The 19,818-nt window shown below is 71.6% G+C and carries 19 protein-coding genes and 1 tRNA gene; 17 read left to right on the top strand and 3 right to left on the bottom strand.

The window, feature by feature from the left end:
• The first annotated feature begins 136 nt into the window (after positions 1–136).
• From GGD88_RS10595 to GGD88_RS10645, 11 genes are all read left to right on the top strand, one after another.
• A complete protein-coding gene (locus GGD88_RS10595; protein WP_184435259.1) occupies positions 137–748 on the top strand; it encodes an FxsA family protein in 612 nt (203 codons plus the stop codon).
• 135 nt (positions 749–883) lie between these two features.
• Positions 884–1,393: a protein-export chaperone SecB gene (gene secB, locus GGD88_RS10600; RefSeq protein WP_184435260.1), complete on the top strand. Its 510-nt coding sequence runs from the start codon at positions 884–886 to the stop codon at positions 1,391–1,393.
• A 95-nt stretch (positions 1,394–1,488) separates the two neighbouring features.
• A tRNA-Leu gene (locus tag GGD88_RS10605) sits at positions 1,489–1,575 on the top strand.
• A 229-nt stretch (positions 1,576–1,804) separates the two neighbouring features.
• Complete coding sequence (locus GGD88_RS10610) at positions 1,805–2,416, top strand: ribonuclease D (protein WP_184435262.1); 612 nt, start codon at positions 1,805–1,807, stop codon at positions 2,414–2,416.
• A 76-nt stretch (positions 2,417–2,492) separates the two neighbouring features.
• Positions 2,493–3,512, top strand: a complete 1,020-nt coding sequence (locus GGD88_RS10615) for a KpsF/GutQ family sugar-phosphate isomerase (RefSeq protein ID WP_184435264.1) — start codon at positions 2,493–2,495, stop codon at positions 3,510–3,512.
• Positions 3,513–3,775: 263 nt separating this feature from the next.
• Positions 3,776–4,498 carry an LPS export ABC transporter periplasmic protein LptC gene (gene lptC, locus GGD88_RS10620; RefSeq protein ID WP_221237103.1) on the top strand — a complete coding sequence of 241 codons (723 nt, stop codon included), beginning with the start codon at positions 3,776–3,778 and terminating at the stop codon, positions 4,496–4,498.
• The gene (locus tag GGD88_RS10625; RefSeq protein WP_184435267.1) at positions 4,495–5,448 is read left to right on the top strand and encodes an LptA/OstA family protein; all 954 of its coding nucleotides are present in this window, start codon (positions 4,495–4,497) and stop codon (positions 5,446–5,448) included. Before lptC ends, GGD88_RS10625 begins: the two co-directional genes overlap by 4 nt.
• Before the next feature lie 130 nt (positions 5,449–5,578).
• Entirely contained in the window at positions 5,579–6,292 is a 714-nt protein-coding gene (gene lptB / locus GGD88_RS10630; RefSeq protein WP_246423703.1) for an LPS export ABC transporter ATP-binding protein, read from the top strand.
• Between the two features lie 95 nt (positions 6,293–6,387).
• A complete protein-coding gene (gene rpoN, locus GGD88_RS10635) occupies positions 6,388–7,923 on the top strand; it encodes an RNA polymerase factor sigma-54 (RefSeq protein WP_184435269.1) in 1,536 nt (511 codons plus the stop codon).
• A gap of 118 nt (positions 7,924–8,041) precedes the next feature.
• Positions 8,042–8,995, top strand: a complete 954-nt coding sequence (locus tag GGD88_RS10640) for an MBL fold metallo-hydrolase (protein WP_184435271.1) — start codon at positions 8,042–8,044, stop codon at positions 8,993–8,995.
• A gap of 90 nt (positions 8,996–9,085) precedes the next feature.
• The gene (locus GGD88_RS10645) at positions 9,086–9,892 is read left to right on the top strand and encodes a hypothetical protein (protein ID WP_184435272.1); all 807 of its coding nucleotides are present in this window, start codon (positions 9,086–9,088) and stop codon (positions 9,890–9,892) included.
• 21 nt (positions 9,893–9,913) lie between these two features.
• On the opposite strand, the gene GGD88_RS10650 is transcribed toward GGD88_RS10645, so the two are convergent.
• On the bottom strand, positions 9,914–10,123 hold the full coding sequence (locus GGD88_RS10650) for a YdcH family protein (RefSeq protein WP_184435273.1): 210 nt from the start codon (positions 10,121–10,123) through the stop codon (positions 9,914–9,916).
• 292 nt (positions 10,124–10,415) lie between these two features.
• Between GGD88_RS10650 and GGD88_RS10655 the strand changes: the two genes are divergently transcribed.
• Positions 10,416–11,525, top strand: a complete 1,110-nt coding sequence (locus GGD88_RS10655; RefSeq protein ID WP_184435275.1) for an ATP-dependent 6-phosphofructokinase — start codon at positions 10,416–10,418, stop codon at positions 11,523–11,525.
• Between the two features lie 239 nt (positions 11,526–11,764).
• On the opposite strand, the gene GGD88_RS10660 is transcribed toward GGD88_RS10655, so the two are convergent.
• On the bottom strand, positions 11,765–12,361 hold the full coding sequence (locus GGD88_RS10660) for a UbiX family flavin prenyltransferase (RefSeq protein WP_184435276.1): 597 nt from the start codon (positions 12,359–12,361) through the stop codon (positions 11,765–11,767).
• A 148-nt stretch (positions 12,362–12,509) separates the two neighbouring features.
• On the opposite strand from GGD88_RS10660, the gene GGD88_RS10665 reads away from it, so the two are divergent.
• The 3 genes from GGD88_RS10665 to GGD88_RS10675 all read left to right on the top strand — a co-directional run bounded on the left by GGD88_RS10665 (position 12,510) and on the right by GGD88_RS10675 (position 16,029).
• Complete coding sequence (locus GGD88_RS10665; protein WP_184435278.1) at positions 12,510–12,680, top strand: YdcH family protein; 171 nt, start codon at positions 12,510–12,512, stop codon at positions 12,678–12,680.
• Between the two features lie 641 nt (positions 12,681–13,321).
• On the top strand, positions 13,322–15,217 hold the full coding sequence (locus tag GGD88_RS10670) for a propionyl-CoA synthetase (protein WP_184435280.1): 1,896 nt from the start codon (positions 13,322–13,324) through the stop codon (positions 15,215–15,217).
• 65 nt (positions 15,218–15,282) lie between these two features.
• A complete protein-coding gene (locus tag GGD88_RS10675; RefSeq protein WP_184435282.1) occupies positions 15,283–16,029 on the top strand; it encodes a TIGR00266 family protein in 747 nt (248 codons plus the stop codon).
• A 66-nt stretch (positions 16,030–16,095) separates the two neighbouring features.
• On the opposite strand, the gene purD is transcribed toward GGD88_RS10675, so the two are convergent.
• Positions 16,096–17,391, bottom strand: coding sequence for a phosphoribosylamine--glycine ligase (gene purD / locus GGD88_RS10680; protein ID WP_184435284.1), 1,296 nt, complete (start codon positions 17,389–17,391; stop codon positions 16,096–16,098).
• 65 nt (positions 17,392–17,456) lie between these two features.
• Between purD and xseA the strand changes: the two genes are divergently transcribed.
• On the top strand, positions 17,457–19,091 hold the full coding sequence (xseA, locus tag GGD88_RS10685; RefSeq protein WP_184435286.1) for an exodeoxyribonuclease VII large subunit: 1,635 nt from the start codon (positions 17,457–17,459) through the stop codon (positions 19,089–19,091).
• A 246-nt stretch (positions 19,092–19,337) separates the two neighbouring features.
• On the top strand, positions 19,338–19,811 hold the full coding sequence (locus GGD88_RS10690) for a YbaK/EbsC family protein (RefSeq protein WP_184435288.1): 474 nt from the start codon (positions 19,338–19,340) through the stop codon (positions 19,809–19,811).
• The last annotated feature ends 7 nt before the right edge of the window (positions 19,812–19,818 follow it).

Consider the following 19,818-nt stretch of genomic DNA (forward strand, 5'->3'; position numbering starts at 1 on the left):
GACCACGGGCAGGCGGGGTCAGCCGCGCCGACGCCGAACCTGCCCGCTAGATAAGGTCCCGGCGGCGCCAGAGCAAGGCGATATCCCCACTGGAAACCGCGGAAAATCCCTGGACCCGCGCAGAAAGGCCCGAGCCATGCCCTTCCTCCTCCTGATCGCATTCATTGGGGTCCCACTCCTGGAGATCGCCGTCTTCATCCAGGTCGGTGGGGTCATCGGCCTGGGGTGGACGCTGGTCCTGGTGGTGTTGACCGCCGTCGCCGGGACTCTGTTGCTGCGGGCGCAGGGCCTGTCGACGCTGAATCGCGCCCGGGCCAGCCTGGACCGGGGCGAAGTGCCGATGCGGGAGGTGTTCGACGGGGCCTGTCTGCTGGTCGGCGGCGCGCTGCTGCTGACGCCCGGATTCGTGACCGACACGGTCGGGTTCCTGCTGCTGCTGCCGCCGGTTCGCGGCGCGCTGCTGGAGCGCCTCAAGGCCAGCGGTCGGTTCAGCGTGCAGGTCTCCGGGTTCGACGGCGGCGGGCCTGGGGGGCCTGGGGGGCCTGGCCGGCCCGGTGGCCCCGGCGCCCCGGGGGGATCGGGCGCGCGCGGGCGCGGCCCGGTCATCGAGGGCGAGTACGAGGAGGTCGGTCCGCCGCGACCGAGCCGCTGGGGCGGCGTCGGCCAGGCGTCCGGCCCTGAAGCGGACGCCGACGGCGACGCGGATCGGGCGGCCCCCGGCTCCGAGGACTCCGACCGCCGCGCGTGATCCTGACGGCCGGCACGGCCGGCGGCGCCGTCCGGTTGTCTGGCCGGGCCGATCATGCTACGGCACCGGCGACCCGGGCGGGGGCGCGGCCGATCCGCGCCCCTGCAGTCCGTCCAGCCCCAGGGGGAGACACCGATGAGTGAACAGACCGACGCCGGCGGCGCCGGCCAGGAGCCGCCGCCGCTGATCATCAATGCCCAGTACGTCCGTGACCTGTCGTTCGAGGTGCCGCACGCCCCGGGCATCTTCACCGAGATGCGGACCTCGCCCGAGATCTCCGTCAATGTGGATGTGCAGGCCAGTCCCGTCGACGAGCAGCGCAAGGTCTTCGAGGTGCGCCTGAAGCTGAACGCCGAGGGCAAGGTGGGCGACAAGTCCGCGTTCATCGCGGAACTGGAGTACGGCGCGGCCGTGACCATCAATGCGCCCGACGAGCAGGTCAGCCCGCTGCTGCTGATCGAGGCGCCACGCCACATGTTTCCGTTCGCGCGCAACATCCTGTCCGACCTGACCCGGGACGGCGGCTTCCCGCCCGTGGTGTTGCAGCCGATCGACTTCATCGCCCTGTTCCGCCAGCGGGTGCAGGCCATGCAGCGCGCGCGTCAGCAGCAGCAGGCGCAGGGCGGCGACGGCGGCGCGGCGTGATTTGGAGGAGCGCCGGCCGGGCGGTGAAAATTCACCGTTGACACCGCCCCGGCGGATGGGTAGAAACCCGGCCTCCGGCGCTCCTTAGCCCCCTTGCCCAGGTGGCGGAATTGGTAGACGCGCAGGTTTCAGGTACCTGTGGCCGCAAGGCCGTGGAAGTTCGAGTCTTCTCCTGGGCACCATTTCATCCGGTCGGGGCGTACCCCGACCCGGATCGCCGGGCGGGCCGGTCCACGCCGCCCGCAACCGCTTATCGGACGTTCGTCGCCGCCTGACCGGGACACCCCGGGCGTGCGGCGTTTTTTTTGGTCGGGGCCGGGGCTGGTTCGGGTGGTCCGGCCCGCCCCGGCCGAACGGAGGGACCCGGCGTCGCGTCATCGCGTCGCGTCATCGCCGGGACGAGAGGAGTGCATGGCCGAAATCCTTCTGCACGAGGGCGACCTGCCCGCCGACGTCGCCTGGGGCGACAGCGTGGCCGTCGACAGCGAGACCATGGGCCTCAACCTGGTCCGCGACCGGCTGTGTCTCGTGCAGGTGTCCGCCGGGGACGGCGTCTGCCATTTGGTGCGCGCGCACCCGCAGCGGCCGGCGCCGGTCCTGACCGCGCTCATGGGCGATCCGGCGGTGTTGAAGATCTTCCATTACGCCCGCTTCGACGTGGCGGTGCTGCTGGCCCGCTTCGGCGTGCTGACCCAGCCGGTCTACTGCACCAAGATCGCCTCCAAGCTCTGCCGCACCAACACCGACGCCCACGGCCTGCGCGCCGTGTGCAAGGATTTGCTGGGGGTCGAGATCTCCAAGCAGATGCAGTCCTCGGACTGGGGGGCGGCGACCTTGACGCCGGAGCAGATGGAATACGCCGCCAACGACGTCCTCTATCTGCACCGCCTGCGGGCGGCGCTGGACGGGCTGCTGGCGCGCGAGGGCCGGGCTGACCTGGCCCGCGCCTGCTTCGGCTTCGTGCCCCATCGCGCCGCGCTCGACGTGGCCGGCTGGGACGACGACGATATCTTCGCGCACTGACACTCGCGCCCCGCCGCCCGGTGCGGCCACCGTGCCGCGCCGCCTCCTGGCCTGTTTTGTGAAAGACGCCTCCCCCATGCGTTCGACCGTGCCAGCCTCTGCCGAGGCGTCCCCGCCCACCGCCGACAGCCCCGGCCCGTCGGCCGTGCTGGCGTCGGCGCGGCGCGTGCTGCGCGAGGAGGGCGCGGCGCTCGATGCCCTGGCCGATGCGCTGGGCGCCGACCTGGACGCGGCGGTTGCCACCCTGCTGGCCTGCCGGGGGCGGATCACGGTAACCGGCATGGGCAAGAGCGGGCATGTGGCGCGCAAGATCGCGGCCACCCTGGCCTCGACCGGGACCCTGGCCCAGTTCGTCCACCCGGCGGAGGCCAGCCACGGCGACCTTGGCATGATCGGGCGCGACGACGTGATTCTCGCCCTGTCGAACTCCGGCGACACCCCTGAACTGGCCGACATCATCGCTTATGCCCGCCGCTTTGGCCTGCCACTGATCGGCATGACGCGGCGCGCCGACGGTGCGCTCGCCCAGGCCAGCAGCGTCGCCCTGGTGCTGCCGCCGCACCGCGAGGCCTGTCCGCTCGGTCTCGCCCCCACCACCTCGACGACCCTGATGATGGCTCTGGGCGACGCGCTCGCGGTGGCGCTCCTGGAGGCGCGCGAGTTCAGCGCCCGGGACTTCCAGGTGTTCCATCCCGGGGGGCGCCTGGGCAAGGCGCTGCTGCGCGTTGGCGACCTGATGCATACCGGGGACGCGCTGCCCCTGGTGGATGGCGATACGCCCATGTCCCGCGCCCTGATCGAGATGTCCGGCAAGGGGTTCGGCTGCGTCGGGATCGTTGACGCGGCCGGCCTGCTGATCGGCATCGTCACCGACGGCGACCTGCGCCGGCACATGGCGCCCGATCTGGTGCAGCGGCCGGCGGCGGCGGTCATGACCCGCGACCCCCGCACCGTCGCCCCGGCCACCCTGGCGGTCGAGGCGCTGCACGTCATGAACGCCGGCGGGCGGCCGATCACCAGCCTGTTCGTGGTGGACGGGCGGCGACCGGTGGGCTTTATTCATATGCACGACCTGTTGCGGGCCGGGGTGGACTAGACCAGCATGGTCTGAGGCCGGCGGCCGCGCTTATCACTCCGGTGGCGGACGGCGCGTCGAGATTGCGGCGTCGAGATTGCGGTGTCGAGATTGCGGCGTCGGGTGCGGGCGGCAGCGTAAGGGCTGGCAAAGCTCGGGGAAAGCTCGGGCAGGGTCCGGCCGACACCGCCGGGCGTCGGCGGCAGCGGCCGGGCCAGGACCACGACAACGCCGGGAGTGGGCGGCGCGGGGCGCCTGCGATGCCGCGAGATGACTGGGCGGCGATGAAGCTGGATCGGACGGACAGAACCGCACGGACGCTGACCGAGGCGTCGACCGCGGTCCCGCGCGCCGAGGGCGGGGACATTCGCGGACGCGGCGGGCGGCCCGCCGGATCGCTGCATGGGGCGCGGCGCTACTCACGATTCGTGCGCCTGATGAAACTGCTGCTGCCGAGCGTGGCCGTGGTGCTGCTCGGGCTGGTGCTGGCCTGGCCGCAGATCCGCTCCCAGGCCGACCGCTTCGCCGTCGGCTTTGCCAGCCTCGATCCGCGCGACGCCAACCCGCGCAGTCTGGTCAATCCGCGCTTTCATGGCGTGGATGCCCAGGACCAGCCCTACACGCTGGTGGCGGAGCGGGCGGTGGAGCAGGCCGGCAACCCGGATCAGGTTGACCTGGAGCAGCCGCAGGGCGACATCCTGGTGTCCGGGGGGCGTTGGGTCGCGGTGCGCGGCAACAGCGGCGTCTATTCCAAGATCGAACGCACGCTGACGCTGGACGGCGACGTGATGCTGTATCGCGACGACGGTTTCGAGTTCCACACCGAGGTGGCCCACGTGGACCTGGCTTCCAACAGCGCCCATGGCGACGCCCGGGTGCGCGGCCGCGGACCCGGCCGCATCATCGAGTCGCGCGGCTTCGAGTTCGTCGATGGCGGACGGGTGGTCCGGTTCACCGGGCAGGCGCGTCTTTTGCTGGAGGACGGCGGCGGAGGCATCGCGCCATGATCCGACGGCGCGCCGGCACGGCCCGGCCGGGGGCGGCGATGCGCCTGGCGGCGGCGTTTGGCCTCGCCGTGGCCATGGGGTTCGGGCCTGGGGTCGGCCCTGGGGCATGGGCACAGTCGGCCACCGTCGGCGGCGGCGAGTCTCCGATCGAGGTGCTGTCCGACGACGGCATCGAGTGGCACCGCGACGACAAGCTGTATATCGCGCGCGGGAACGCCGTCGCCATCCAGGGGGCGGACCGGGTGCGCGGCGATGTGCTGGTGGCGCATTATCGCGAGACCCCGGACGGCGCCACCGAGATCTGGCGCATGGAGGCGCGCGGGAGCGCCCGTATCGAGACCCCCACCCAGACCGTGACCGGGGCCAGCGCCGTCTACGAACTGGACAGCGGGGTGCTGGTGGTGCGCGGTGGCGGGCCGCGCCTGGTCACCGAAACCGAGACCGTGACCGCGACCGAAAGCCTGGAGTACTGGTCCCGGGAGCGCATGGCGGTGGCCCGCGGCGACGCCCGCGCGGTGCGGGCCAACGGCGACACCGTCGAGGCCGACGTGCTCACCGGCTACTTCGATGCCGGCGCGAGCGGGGACGCGGACGGCGGCGCGGCCGCAACCGGGGCCGATCCCGGGCCGGGCGGCGCCGACCCCGCGGCGGTCTCCGGCGGCGCCCTGGACCGCATGGAGGCGTTCGGCGACGTCGTCATCACGACGGCCAAGGAGGTTGTCCGGGGCGACCGGGCAGTCTATGACGTGCCGGCCGGCCTCGCCACCGTGGTCGGCAACGTGACCATCGCGACCGAGTCCGATCAACTCGCCGGGGATCGCGCGGTCATGAACCTGAATACCGGCGTCAGCACGCTGGAAGGCGGCGAGGGCGGAGGGCGCGCCCGCGCCCTCATCACCCCGCAACGGCCCGCGGCGGAGGCGGCACCGCGTGCCCCGTACCGTCCTTAGCCGCCGGCGGCCGGCGCCCGAGGCGCGCGCGGAGGAGGACCCAGTGCAAGGGCTGGTGCAGCGGCGCGAGGCGGGGTTGGCGGCGGCCCCGGAACAGGACTCCCCCGAGCGGGCCTCCTGGCGCGGCACCCTGGCCGCCGAGGATGTGGGCAAGCGCTACCGACGCCGCGCGATCCTTCAGGGGGTGAGCCTGCATGTGCGCCGCGGCGAGGTTGTCGGCCTGTTGGGACCCAACGGCGCCGGCAAGACCACCTGCTTCTACTGCATGACCGGCCTGGTGATGCCCGACTCGGGTCGGATCCTGCTGGACGGCCAGGACGTGACCGGGCTGCCCATGTACCGGCGCGCCCGCCTGGGCATCGGCTACCTGCCGCAGGAGGCCTCGATCTTCCGCGGGCTCTCCGTCGAGGGCAACTTGCGGGCGGTGCTGGAGGTGACGGAGCGCAACCGAGACCTGCGCGAGGAGACGCTGGCCAGCCTGCTGGCGGAGTTCTCGATTTCCCATCTGCGCCATGCTCCGGCGCTGGCGCTCTCCGGTGGCGAGCGCCGCCGCGTCGAAATCGCGCGCGCCCTGGCCACCCATCCGGCCTTCATCCTGCTCGACGAACCGCTGGCCGGCATCGACCCGATCGCGGTCGGCGACATCCGGGATCTGGTCGCCCACCTGAAGGACCGTGGCCTCGGCGTGCTGATCACCGACCATAATGTGCGCGAGACCCTCGACATTGTGGACCGTGCCTACATTCTTCACGAAGGGCGCGTTATGATGGAGGGGCGACCGTCGGACATCGTGGCCCATGAAGGGGTCCGGCGGGTCTACCTGGGCGAGCGGTTCAGCCTCTGAGGCCGGCGGGCGGCTGGCGAGGGCTGGGACGCGCCGAGCCCGGGCGCCGTCCCGGGCGGGACGCGCACGACACCGACTCGCGGGGATGGGGATTGATGGGTCTGGCACCGCGCCTCGATCTGCGGCAGACGCAAGGTCTGGTGATGACGCCGCAACTGCAGCAGGCCATCAAGCTGCTGCAGATGTCGAACCTGGACCTGAACGCTTTCGTTGAGCAGGAGATGGAGCGCAATCCGCTGCTGGAGCGGGACGAGCGCGCCGACTTCGAGGCTCCGCCCGAGCGCGCCGAGGTGCGGCCCGATGCCGAGGCCGCCGTCGTTGTGGACCGCGGCGCCGGCGAGGAGGCGGCCGGGCCGTCGCCGCTCGACCACGACTACAACACCGATCGTGACGAGGCCGGCGCCGGCGACATGGCGGCGGCCGGGGACGCCGGCGGGCTGGATGCCTTGGGCCTGGCGGTGGGCGCCTGGGGCGGCGGCGGGGGGGCACGCGACTTCACCGCCGACGAGCGCGGTCTGGAGGAGACGCTGGCGGGGCCGACGTCGCTGCGCGACCATCTCAGCGCGCAGATGGCGGTGGACCTGACCGACCCGGTGGATCGTCTCGTTGGCGGGCATCTGCTGGGCCTGCTGGATCCGTGCGGCTATCTCACCGCCTCTGTGGAGGAGGTGGCGGCCACCCTGGGGGCGCCGCCAGAGCGGGTGGCGGCGGTGCTGGCCCGCATGCAGGCGCTGGATCCGCCGGGCCTGTTCGCGCGGTCGCTGAAGGAATGCCTGGCGCTGCAACTGGCCGACCGCAACCGGCTCGACCCGGCGATGCAGGCGCTGCTCGACCATCTGGAGCTGCTGGGGCGGCGGGATATGCCGGCGCTGCTGAAGGTGTGCGGTGTCGATGCCGAGGACCTGCGCGACATGATCGCCGAGATCCGCGCGCTCGATCCCAAGCCGGCCCTGCGCTTCGATGGCGAGCCGATCCACACCGTGGTGCCCGACGTGGTCATGCGCCCCAATCCGGAGGGCGGCTGGCTGGTCGAACTGAACAGCGAGACCCTGCCGCGGGTGCTGGTCAACCGGCGCTATCTGGCGCGGGTCAAGCCCGCGGCCGCGGCCGACAAGGCGGTGCGGGCCTTCCTGGGCGACCGGTTGCAGACCGCCAACTGGCTGGTCAAGGCGCTGGACCAGCGCGCGACCACCATTCTGAAGGTGGCCGGCGAGATCGTGCGCCAGCAGGACGCCTTCCTGGCCCACGGCATCCAGCACCTGCGGCCGCTCATCCTGCGCGACGTGGCCGGCGCCATCGGCATGCACGAGAGCACCGTCAGCCGCGTGACCAACAACAAGTACATCGCCACCCCGCGCGGCCTGTTCGAACTGAAGTACTTCTTCACCCAGGCCATCAACAGCAGCGCCGGCGGGGAGGCTCATTCGGCCGAGGCGGTGCGGGCACGCATCAAGGCCCTGATCGACGCCGAGCCGCCGCGCCGGGTGCTGTCCGACGACCGCATTGTCGCCCTGCTGCGCGCCGAGGGGATCGACATCGCCCGGCGCACGGTCGCCAAGTACCGCGAGGCCATGCGCATCCCCTCGTCGGTGCAGCGCCGACGCGAGAAGATGGCACTGGCGGGGGCGTGACGACGCGGCCAGAGACGGCCAGCCCCCTTCAAAATGGTTTCACTTGTAACTAAATGGGCGCTAGACTGCGGCCCGTCGCACGGCCGTGCCGAACCGTCGTTGAGGGAGAGAGCCCGTCATGTCCAGCGCCACCTTCGCCTCCACCGGAGACCTCGGGGAGAAACAGGTCACCTTCGCCAAACTCGGCGAAGGCGCCTATGCCTACACCGCAGAGGGCGACCCCAACACCGGTGTCATCGTCGGCGACGATGGGGTGATGGTGATCGACACCCAGGCCACGCCGCTGATGGCTGAACGGGTGCTGGAGAAGATCCGCACGGTCACCGACAAGCCGATCAAGTACGTGCTCTTGACGCACTACCACGCGGTGCGCGTCCTGGGGGCGGCCGCCTATCAGCCGCAGGCCGTCATCGCCAGCCGCGGTACCCACGAGATGATCGTGGAGCGCGGCCAGGAGGACTACGACAGCGAGGCCGGCCGCTTCCCGCGCCTGTTTCAGGGCATCGAGTCGATCCCCGGGCTGACCTGGCCTACCATCGTGTTCGACGACCGCCTGACCGTCGACCTGGGCAACAAGCGGGTCGAGATCCTGCATGTCGGCAAGGGCCACACCCAGGGCGACACCATCGCCTGGCTGCCCGACGAGCGCGTGCTCTTCTCGGGCGATCTGGTCGAGTACAATGCCACCCCCTACACCGGCGACGCCCACCTGGGGGACTGGCCGGCGACCTTGCAGCGGCTGCGGGCTATGCGGCCGGAGAAGCTGGTGCCGGGGCGCGGCGATGCCCTGATGACGGCCGAGGACTGCGCCACCGCCCTCGACATGACCGAGGCGTTCGTGACCGACCTGTTCGAGGCGGCCAAGCAGGGGGCGGCCCGCAATCTGCCGCTCAAGGACATCTACAAGGGGTGCCGCGCCGCCATGGACCCGAAGTACGGCCACTGGGTGATCTACGACCACTGCATGCCGTTCGACGTCACGAGGGCCTGGGACGAGGCCCGCGGTATCACCCGCCCGCGCGTCTGGACCGCCGAACGCGACCGTGAGATGTGGGCCGCCCTGGAAGGCTAGCGTCGCCCCGGACCGGGCCTGCACCGCCGTCCGGCTGGCGTGTCAGCGGGCCGGGCGTGGTAGCATGGAGAGGTCCTGAGGGAGGCGCCCATGTCCGACGAAATCGCGCAGCCGAGCCCAGCGCCGCCGGTGGGCTGGCGTCGCGACCGCCGGCGCGACCGCGATGCGCCGAAGCAGGGCGGCGAAGAGCGGGGTCCCGTGGATTACGCCCGCGGGGCCGACGCCTACGCCCGCACGGCCGCCGATGGCCTCGACGTCGACGATTCGGTCTCGGTGCAGGGCATTCCCCCGGCCGAACTGACGCCTGCGGTGCGTCGTGCGCTTGGCCATCTGATGGCCGAGATCGAGCGCCTGCGGGCGGCACTGGCGGGACAGGGGGTGGGCGAGGGCGGCGCGGCCATGCCGCCGCATCCGCTGGAGAGCGGGGCCGCCAGGGCCGCGCCGTCCGCCGACGAGCCGCCGGCGCTGCCCGGGCCGGCGGCGCTGCACCGTCTTCTGGACGCGCACCTCGCGGGGATCCCGCTCGGCGGGCCAGGGCCGGCCGTGGTGTTCTTCTACCTGGGCAATCACGAGGACCTGCGCCTGCGCCACGGCCTGGCCGCGGCCGAGGCGGCGACCCGAGCGATGGGCCGGGCGCTGGCGGCGGCGCGCGCCGAGGACGAGGTGATGGGCCTGACCGGGGGCGCCGGCGTGGCCGCCGTACTGCCGTTCGACGGCCAGGTGGACCGGCTGTGGGCGCGGGCGCGGGGGCTGGCGAAGGCCGCCGGCGCGCCGCTGACCTGGCGCGGCGAGACGCTGCGCCCGGCCCTGCTGGTGGGCGTCCACGTCACCCGGCGCGGCGAGCGGGCGGCCGACGCGGTGTGGCAGGCGGAACGCGCGGCGCGCCGGATCGTGTAGCGCCGCAAGGCCGTGCGGCGATCAGGCGATGATGTCCGGGGTCAGCTGGGCCTGAAGGCGCGCGATCTCGTCCTTGAGCGAGAGCTTGCGCTTCTTGAGGCGTTGCAGTTGCAGCATGTCGTAGGGCGCCGCGTCCATCAGCCGGGCGATAACATCGTCCAGGTCGCGGTGTTCCACCAGCAGGCCCTCGAGCCGGCGGCGCAGGGTTTCGGTTTCTTCGTCGTCGATCATGCGCGCTCAAAATCGGGATCAAAGCGGAGACTGGACCGGTCTCGGCTTGCGTCGGGCGGCAAGACGAGGCATGTCCTGCTGTGTGCGGAGGGCAAGGGGCCGGTGTCCGCCGGGCCACCCCACCAGGGTCCCCGCAGCCTAGCAGAAAAGCCGTGACGGCAATACGGTTCATGACCGACGCGCCGGGCGCGTCAGGCGACCCCACACGCTACCCCCGCCGGCCCGGCCGAACGGCCATGCCCCCCGCCGGCGGCCCCATCCACGCAGACGGTTTCGACGACGGAGGGAACGCATGGGCAAGGTTCGACGGCTAGGCGTCCTGACCAGCGGCGGCGACTGTGCCGGCCTGAACGCGGTGATCCGGGCGGTCACCTATCGGGCGGTGCGGAGCTATGGCTGGAAGGTGTTTGGCATCATCGACGGTACGATGGGTCTGATGGAGCGGCCGCTGCGCTACCGGGAGCTCGACCTGGACATGTTCTCGGGCAACATGCTGCGCGAGGGCGGCACCTTTCTGGGCACGGTCAACCGCGGCGATCCGTTCAACTATCCGATGCCCGACGGCAGCCACAAGGACCGCTCGCTCGATTTCGTGGACGGTTTCAACAAGCTGGCGCTCGACGCCCTGATCGTCATCGGCGGCGACGGCTCGATGAAGATCCTGTCGCAGCTCTGCGACCTTGGCGGGATCGGCATGGTCGGCGTGCCGAAGACCATCGACAACGACGTGCACGGCACCGACTTCGCGGTCGGCTTCACCACCGCCGTCAATGTGGTCACCGAGGCGTTGGACCGCCTGCATCCCACCGCCGCCAGCCATCACCGTGTCATGATCCTGGAGGTGATGGGCCGCGACGCCGGGCACATCGCCGTCAACGCGGCCATCTCCGGCGGCGCCGACGTGGCGCTGGTGCCCGAACTGCCGTACCGCCTGGACAGCATCGCCCGCAAGATCGAGGAGGTGATCCGCGAGGGCCGCAACCACGCCCTGATCGTGGTGGCCGAGGGCTGCAAGACCGAGGACGGCACCCCGGCCACCGTGGCCCACTCCCACGGGCAGATGCGCTACGGCGGCATCGGCGCCTATCTGTCCGACAAGATCGCCGCCATGACCGAGCTGGAGACCCGGGTCACCACCCTGGGCCATGTGCAGCGCGGCGGCACGCCGTCGACGCGCGACCGCCTGCTGGCCTCGGCCTTCGGCGTGCATGCCGTCGACATGGTGGCGGAGGGCAAGCTGGGCCGCATGGTGGCCTGGCAGGAGCGCGGGGTGACCGACGTGCCGCTGGAAGAGGTGTGCATCGGTCCGCGCTCGCTGGAGACCGAGGGCACCCTGATCAAGGTCGCGCGCGGCCTTGGCATCTATGTCGGCGAGCCACAGCCCGGAGAGGCGGCGGACTGATCCGGGACCGAGACTGGATCTCTCCTGCGCCCACGCTTCGGCGTGGGCGCCCCGGCTTGGACCGGACATATGGTCCCACGCGGGAGCGTGGGACCGAGGTCTCGGTGTCTGTCTCTCGCACCCACGCTCCGGCGTGGGCGGCCCGGCTCGGACATATGGTCCCACGCGGGAGCGTGGGACCGAGGTCTCGGTGTCAGTCTCTCGCGCCCACGCTCCGGCGTGGGCGCTTGGCGTCCGGCTCAGGCCGTGACGGCGTCCGCGCCGCTGTCGTCGTCGCGCCAGCGCGCCACCAGGCCGGCGTCGATACCGAACAGGTCGAGCACCCGGCCGACGCCGTGGTCAACCACGTCGTCCAGGGTCTGCGGCCGGCTGTAGAAGGCCGGCATCGGCGGCGCCACCACCGCGCCCATCTCCGTGACCGCCGCCATGGCCCGGATGTGGCCCAGGTGCAGCGGCGTCTCCCGCACCATCAACACCAGCGTCCGGCGTTCCTTCAGGGTGACGTCGGCCGCCCGGGTCAGCAGGTTTTCGCCCGCGCCGGCGGCGACCGCGCCCAGCGTGCGCGCGGAGCATGGCGCCACGATCATGCCCCGGGTGCGGAACGAGCCCGACGACGGCGCTGCGGTGAGGTCCTCCACCTTGTGGCACTGCGTGGCCAGGGCTTTGACCTCCGCCACCTTCAACGACGTCTCATAGGCCAGGGTGATCTCCGCCGTCCGGGTCATGACGAGATGCGTCGGAATCCCGAGTCGGCCGAGCACCTCCAGAAGGCGCACACCGTACGCGATTCCTGAGGCGCCGCTGATACCGACGACGAGAGGCAGGGGCGGGGTCATGCAAAAAAATCCTCCACAGTACGGATCCGCAACGGCGGATCAAGCGAAAGTTACGGCGATTTCATCGACTCTTCGCGGAATCCCTTTGCCGCTCCGGCGTGCTTGGGTACACTCAGGGTGTTTCTCACCTGACGAGGAGGGCCATGTCATGGGTCGTGATGCAAGGTTGGATGCGCTGCATAGCCGGCATACCGAACTGGAGGCACTTCTGGAGAACGAGACCACCCGTCCGATGCCGGATTCCAGTCTGATCGCGACGCTGAAACGCCAGAAACTGGCCATCAAGGACGAAATGGCTCGCATGGGGCGCGCCAACTGACGCACCCCCGCTTTGCGGTGTGATCGAATCGACGCCGCGACCGGCCACCGGCTTCCGGCTCCGATACGCCGTTGGCCCGTGACCGGACCAGCGAGGGACCGATCCGCCGCCCCCGAAACCGAACGATAGGACCGCAGATCGAAGGAAAGCCTTTCGAAGCACAGCCTTTCGAAGGACAGCCTTCTTCCCGGGACGACGCAGCGCAAACGGCCCGGGCGTGAACCGGTTCGACAAGACGGGTTCGACACACAGTTTCAACAACAGGATGGACGGGGCGGCCGCAGGGTCGCCCCGTTTTGCATGCCCGGATCCATGCCCGGATCCATGCCAGGATCCATGCCAGGATCCATGTCTGAATCCACGCCTGGATCCAGACCGGGTCCATCGCGGGTCCGCGCCGGGCGGTGTCCACGCCGCCGACCCCCGGCGAGCCCCGGCGACAGCACGGGGGCGGCCGGTCCGCTGTTCGTGCGCTTCTGTCCGGATTGCACCGCTTCGCGCATTCTTTGTTGCTTTTGCAGGCCTGGTGAGCAATTTTTCTTGCCCTTCGACCCGATCGGGTCATCGGGACCGTCTCTGCCGGCCTGCGCGCCGGGGTGGCGCCATCCTTCCCATCCGGCAAACCCAGCGGAGCGTGCGACATGGCCAACGCCTACGACGAAGCCCACAGTCTGTCCCTGCGTGATCCGGCCGCCTTCTGGGGCAAGGCGGCGGAGGACATTCATTGGGTCAAGCGATGGGACAAGGTGCTGGACGATTCCAACCCGCCCTTCTATCGCTGGTTTGCCGGGGGCGAGCTGAACACCTGCTACAACTGTGTCGACCGGCATGTCGAAGCGGGCCACGGCGAGCGCACCGCGATCATCTACGACAGCCCGATCACCGGCACCAAGCGGCAGATCAGCTACGCCGAACTCAAACAGAAGGTGGCCTCCTTCGCCGGGGTGCTGGCGGACCAGGGTGTGACCAAGGGCGACCGCGTCATCGTCTATATGCCGATGGTGCCCGAGGCGCTGGTCGCCATGCTGGCCTGTGCCCGCCTGGGCGCGGTGCACTCGGTGGTGTTTGGCGGCTTCGCGGCCCACGAACTGGCCACCCGCATCAACGACGCGCAGCCGCGGGTGATCGTCGCGGCGTCCTGCGGCCTGGAGCCGGGCCGGGTCATCGCCTACAAACCGCTGCTCGATCAGGCCATTCAGATGGCCAGCCACAAGCCCGAAAAGTGCGTCATCCTGCAACGCGAGCAGAAGACCGCCGAGTTGATCCCGGGTCGTGATGTGGACTGGGCCGAGGCCGTCTCCAATGCCCGCCCGCACGACTGTGTTCCGGTGCTGGCGACCGATCCGCTCTACATTCTCTACACCTCCGGCACGACCGGTCAGCCCAAGGGTGTGGTGCGCGACAACGGCGGCCATGCGGTGGCGCTCAAGTGGACGATGAAGGGGATCTACAACGTTGAGCCCGGCGAGCCCTACTGGGCCGCCTCCGATGTGGGCTGGGTCGTCGGCCACTCCTACATCTGCTACGCCCCGCTGCTGCATGGTTGTGCCACGGTGGTGTTCGAGGGCAAGCCGGTGGGCACGCCCGACGCCGGCACCTTCTGGCGCATCATCAACGAGTACCGGATTCCGGTCCTGTTCACCGCGCCGACGGCCTTCCGGGCCATCAAAAAGGAGGACCCGAACGGCGAGTTCCTCCACAAGTACGACCTCAGCCACTTCCGCACCCTGTTCCTGGCCGGCGAACGCGCCGACCCGAACACCATCACCTGGGCGCAGAGCCACCTTCAGGTGCCGGTGATCGACCACTGGTGGCAGACGGAGACGGGCTGGGCCATCGCCGCCAACTGCATCGGCCTGCATGAATTCCCGGTCAAGCTGGGCTCGCCGACCAAGGCCGCGCCGGGCTGGGACGTGCAGACCCTGGGCGAGGACAAGCAGCCGGTGCCGCCCGGCCAGATCGGCGCCCTGGTGTGCAAGCTGCCGCTGCCGCCGGGCACCCTGCCCACGCTGTGGAACGCCGACGACCGCTTCCGTCAGGCGTATCTCGACGAGTATCCCGGCTACTACAAGACCGGGGACGCCGGCTTCGTGGACGAGGAAGGCTACGTCTACGTGATGACCCGGACCGACGACATCATCAACGTCGCCGGTCACCGCCTGTCGACCGGTGCCATGGAAGAGGTGCTCTCCAACCATCCCGACGTCGCCGAGTGCGCGGTCATCGGCGTGCACGACGACATGAAGGGTCAGATGCCGCTGGGCTTTTTGGTGCTGAAGGCCGGCGTCGGGCGCTCGCACGAGGAGATCGTCGCCGAGGCGGTGAAGATGGTGCGCGACATCATCGGCCCGGTGGCGGCGTTCAAGAAGGCGCTGGTGGTGCCGCGGCTGCCGAAGACGCGGTCCGGCAAGATCCTGCGCGGAACGATGCAGAAGATCGCCGACCACGAGGAATTCAAGATGCCGGCGACCATCGACGACCCCGACATTCTGCCGGAGATCGAAGAGGCCCTGCACGAGATCGGCCTGGCGCGGTAGAACGGAGAGCGGCGGGCGCCTGTCCGCGTCCGCCGTCCCCGGTCCCGCGACAAGGAGCCCGTCCGATGGAGTACAGGATCACCCACGGTCCCGCCTTCGCCCAGCTCGAAATGGACATGGTCCAGGGCGAGCAGGTGACGTGCGAATCCGGCGCCATGGTCTGCATGTCGGCCACCCTCTCGCTGGAGTCGAGCATCGGCGGCGGCTCCGGCGGCGGCGGGGGGCTGCTGGGACGCGCCCTCGGCGGGCTGGCCCGCTCGGCCCTGGGCGGCGAGAGCTTCTTTGTCACCCGCATCACCGCCGACGATGGCCCCGGCTACGTCGCCCTGGCGCCGGCCACGCCGGGCGACATCCGCGACGCCGAGGTGACCCCGGATGTACCGCTGATCCTTCAGGCCGGGTCGTTCCTGGCGTCCGCGCCCGGCGTCGAGATCGACCCGTCGTGGGGCGGTCTGCGCGGCTTCCTGGGCGGCGAGGGGCTGTTCATGCTGCGCGCGACCGGTTCGGGGACCGTGTTCCTGTCCAGCTTCGGTGCCATCACGCGGCGCGACCTGGCGCCCGGCGAACGCTTCATCGTCGACAGTGGCCACATGGTGGCGTACCGCGAGGGCATGGCGATGGAGACCCGCATGGTCGCCGGCGCCGGCGGCTTCTTCCAGCGCATGGTGACCAGCGCCACCAGCGGCGAGGGCCTGGTGATGGAGTTCACCGGCCCCGGCCCGGTGTGGATGCAGACCCGCAACCCGGAAGCGTTCTCGGGCTGGATCAAGACCTTGCTGCCCGACCTGCGCAACCCGTCCAGCGGGCACTAGAGCCGAACGCCCCGGATCGCGGCGATACCGGCCGACGACGGACGCGGGGTCGGTCGTCGGCCGCCGTCACGGTGCCGTCGCCTCGCGGGCGATCGCGCGCCAGCCGATATCGCGGCGGCAGAACCCCTCGGGCCAGTCCAGCGCGTCGACGGCGGCATGGGCGCGCGCCTGCGCCTGGCGCACGCTGTCGCCCAGCGCCGTGATGCCGAGCACGCGTCCGCCCGTCGCCAGCACGGTTCCGTCCGGGCCGGCGCGGGTGCCGGCGTGCACCACCGTGACACCGGCGACGGCGGCGGCGGCGTCGAGCCCGCCGATCACCGTCCCCGTCTCATAGGCCCCGGGGTAGCCGCGCGCCGCCATCACCACGGTCAGCGCCACCTGATCGCGCCAGCGCGGCGGCGCCACCTGGTCGAGGCGGCCGTGGGCGGCGGCGTCCAGCAACTCCAGCAGGTCGCTGTCCAGCCGCGCCAGCAGCGCCTGGCATTCCGGATCGCCGAAGCGGACGTTGAACTCCAGCACCTTCGGACCGGTCCCGTCGATCATCAGCCCGGCGAACAGCACCCCCTTGAACGGGGTGCCTTGCGCCGCCATCGCGTCCACGGTGGGCTGGACGATCTCCGCCATGATGCGCGCCGCCATGGCCGTGTCCACGACCGGCGCGGGCGCATAGGCGCCCATGCCCCCGGTGTTGGGGCCGGTGTCGCCCTCGCCGACGCGCTTGTGGTCCTGGGCGGCGCCGAGCGGAATCGCCGTGGCGCCGTCGCACAGGGCGAAGAAGCTGGCCTCCTCGCCCTGCACCCAGTCCTCGACCACGATCGTGTCGCCGGCGGCGCCGAAGGTGCGGTCGGTCATCAGGCTGTCGATGGCGGCCAGCGCCTCGCCCTCGGTCTCGCACAGCAGCACGCCCTTGCCGGCGGCCAGTCCGTCGGCCTTGACGACACAGGGGGCGCCCCGGTCCTTGATGTGGGCCTTGGCGGCGGCGGCGTCGGTGAACGGGGCGAAGCGGGCGGTGGGCACCCCGGCCTCGGCCAGGACCGCCTTCATGAACGCCTTCGAGCCCTCCAGGCGGGCGGCGGCGGCGGTCGGGCCGACGGCGGCGATGCCGGCCGCCGCCAGCCGATCGACCAGGCCGGCGACCAGCGGCGCCTCGGGGCCCACCACCACCAGGTCGATGGCCCGGGCGCGGCAGGCGTCCAGGAGGGCGTCCAGATCCGTCGCCTTCACCTGGGGCAGGCAGGTTGCCACCGCGGCGATGCCGGCGTTGCCGGGGGCGCACCACAGCCCGTCGCAGCGCGGCGAGCGCGCGATGGCCTCGCACAGGGCATGCTCGCGGCCCCCGCCGCCGACCACCAGGACCTTCATGCGCGTCTCTCCTTTCCGGCCTGTCCTCTTTGCTCGCGGCCGGCTGTGTAGCATACCATCGCGCCATGACCCCAGCCGACACATCGCTTCCCGGCGTGGCCCCGTCGTCCGCCCCCCGCCACAACCTGCCCGAGGTTTCGGTCTCGGAGCTGTCCCAGGCGCTCAAGCGCACGGTCGAGGATGCCTTCGGCCGGGTGCGGGTGCGCGGTGAGATCAGTCAGCCGAAGGTCGCCGGGTCGGGCCACTGTTACCTGCGCCTGAAGGACGACGCGGCGGTGCTCGATGGCGTGATCTGGCGCGGCACCATGGCCAAGCTGTCGCTGCGGCCCGAGGAGGGGCTGGAGGTCATCGCCACCGGGCGCCTGACCACCTATCCCGGCCGCTCCAGCTACCAGATCATCGTCGAGTCGCTGGAACTGGCGGGCGAGGGCGCGCTGCTCAAGCTGCTGGAGGAGCGCAAGCGCCGGCTCGCCGCCGAGGGCCTGTTCGGCGCCGAGCGCAAACGCGCGCTGCCCTTTCTGCCCCGCGTGGTGGGGGTGGTCACCTCGCCCACCGGGGCGGTGATCCGCGACATCCTGCACCGCCTGAACGACCGCTTCCCGTGCCACGTGCTGGTCTGGCCGGTGCGGGTGCAGGGCGAGGGGGCGGCCGACGAGATCGCGGCGGCCATCGCCGGCTTCAACGCGCTGGACCCGGGCGGCGCCGTGCCGCGGCCGGACGTACTGATCGTGGCGCGCGGCGGCGGCAGCCTGGACGACCTGATGGCCTTCAACGAAGAGGTGGTGGTGCGCGCCGCCGCCGCCTCGGTGGTCCCGCTGGTCTCGGCGGTGGGGCATGAGACCGACACCACGCTGATCGACTTCGCCGCCGACCTGCGCGCCCCGACACCCACCGGCGCGGCCGAGATGGTGGTGCCGGTGCGCCTGGACCTGCTGACGCGGGTCGGCGACGACGGCCGCCGCCTGCTGGGCGCCATGGCGCGCCTGCTGGAGGACCGGGCGGCGTACCTGACCGGGCTGGCGCGCGGGCTGCCGGATCTGGCGCGGCGGGTGGAGGAGTTGACCCAGCGCCTCGACGATCGCGCCCAACGTCTGGCGCTGGCGTGGCCGACCCTGCTGGAGCGGCAGCGGGCGGCGGTGGACCGGCTGGCGGCGCGGCTGCGCAGCCCGCGCGAACTGGTGGCGATGCGGGCCGGCGAGTTGGGGCACCTGGGCCGGGCGCTGGACGGCGCGGCGCGGCGGGCGGTGGACGACCGGGCGCGGGCGCTGGACCATCTGGCGGCGCGGCTGCGCCCCGCGCCGCTGCGCCAGGAGGCCGAGCGGCGGGCGGCCGACCTGGCGCGGCTGTCCGGGGCGCTCGATGCGGCGGGCGCGCGCCGGCTGAACGACGCCGGGGCGCGCCTGGACGGCGCCGCCAAGCTGCTGGAGAGCTATTCGTTCCACAAGGTGCTGGCGCGCGGCTTCGTGCTGGTGCGCGACCGGGCCGAGACCCCGGTGACCACGGCGGCGGCCACGGCGGCGGGACAGGCGGTGACGCTGCAGTTCGCCGACGGCCGGGTGGCGGCTACCGTCGCCGGTGCCGCCAGCGACCCGCCGCCGCCCCGGTCCGCGCCGGCGCCGCGCCGGCCGGCCCGCAAACCGGGCAAGTCGGGCAAGCCGGGCGGCGACCGGCGCCAGGGCGACCTGCTGGACGGGTTGTGATCCTGCACCGGTGAGGGGCCGTCCCGCCGGCTTGAGCACACCGTGCGCCGTCTGCCGCGACGGGATCGTGGCGTCCACGAGGGTATGGCGCTTCGTGATGGGACTGTCCCTGACAGAGGATGGACGCCGGTCCCCGCGACACCCAGGCTTTCGGCGGGCCGCCCGACTCCATGATGCCGACTCCATGATGCCGACCCCACGATGCCGAGGCCGGCGGCGCATGACCTCTCGCAGAGGAGACCTCCCATGACCCCGACCGATCCGCCCCCCCGCCTGGCCGACGCGCTGACCGCCCATGGCCTGCCGGCGCGCGTTTACGCCTTCCCGGCCTCCACCCGCACCGCCGCCGACGCCGCCGCGGCCATCGGCTGCGCCGTCGCCGCCATCGGCAAGTCGCTGGTGTTCATGGCGGCCGACAGCGGCACCCCCGTCCTGGTCATCGCCAGCGGCGCCAACCGGGTCGACGAGGCCCGCATCGCCGCCCATGTCGGGGAGCCGATTCGCAAGGCCACGGCCGACGAGGTGCGCGCCGCCACCGGCTATGCCATCGGGGGCGTGCCGCCGTTCGGCCATGCCTCCGCGCTGCGCGCGATCCTGGATGCCGACCTGCTGGCGTTCGATCCGGTCTGGGTGGCCGCCGGTACGCCGCGCACCGTGTTTCCGATCGCGCCCGCCACGCTGCAAGAGGCCAGCGCGGCCGAGACCTTGCCGGTGGCCTGACCCGCCC

The organism is Roseospira goensis, assembly GCF_014197795.1.
Classification (GTDB): Bacteria; Pseudomonadota; Alphaproteobacteria; order Rhodospirillales; family Rhodospirillaceae; genus Rhodospira; species Rhodospira goensis.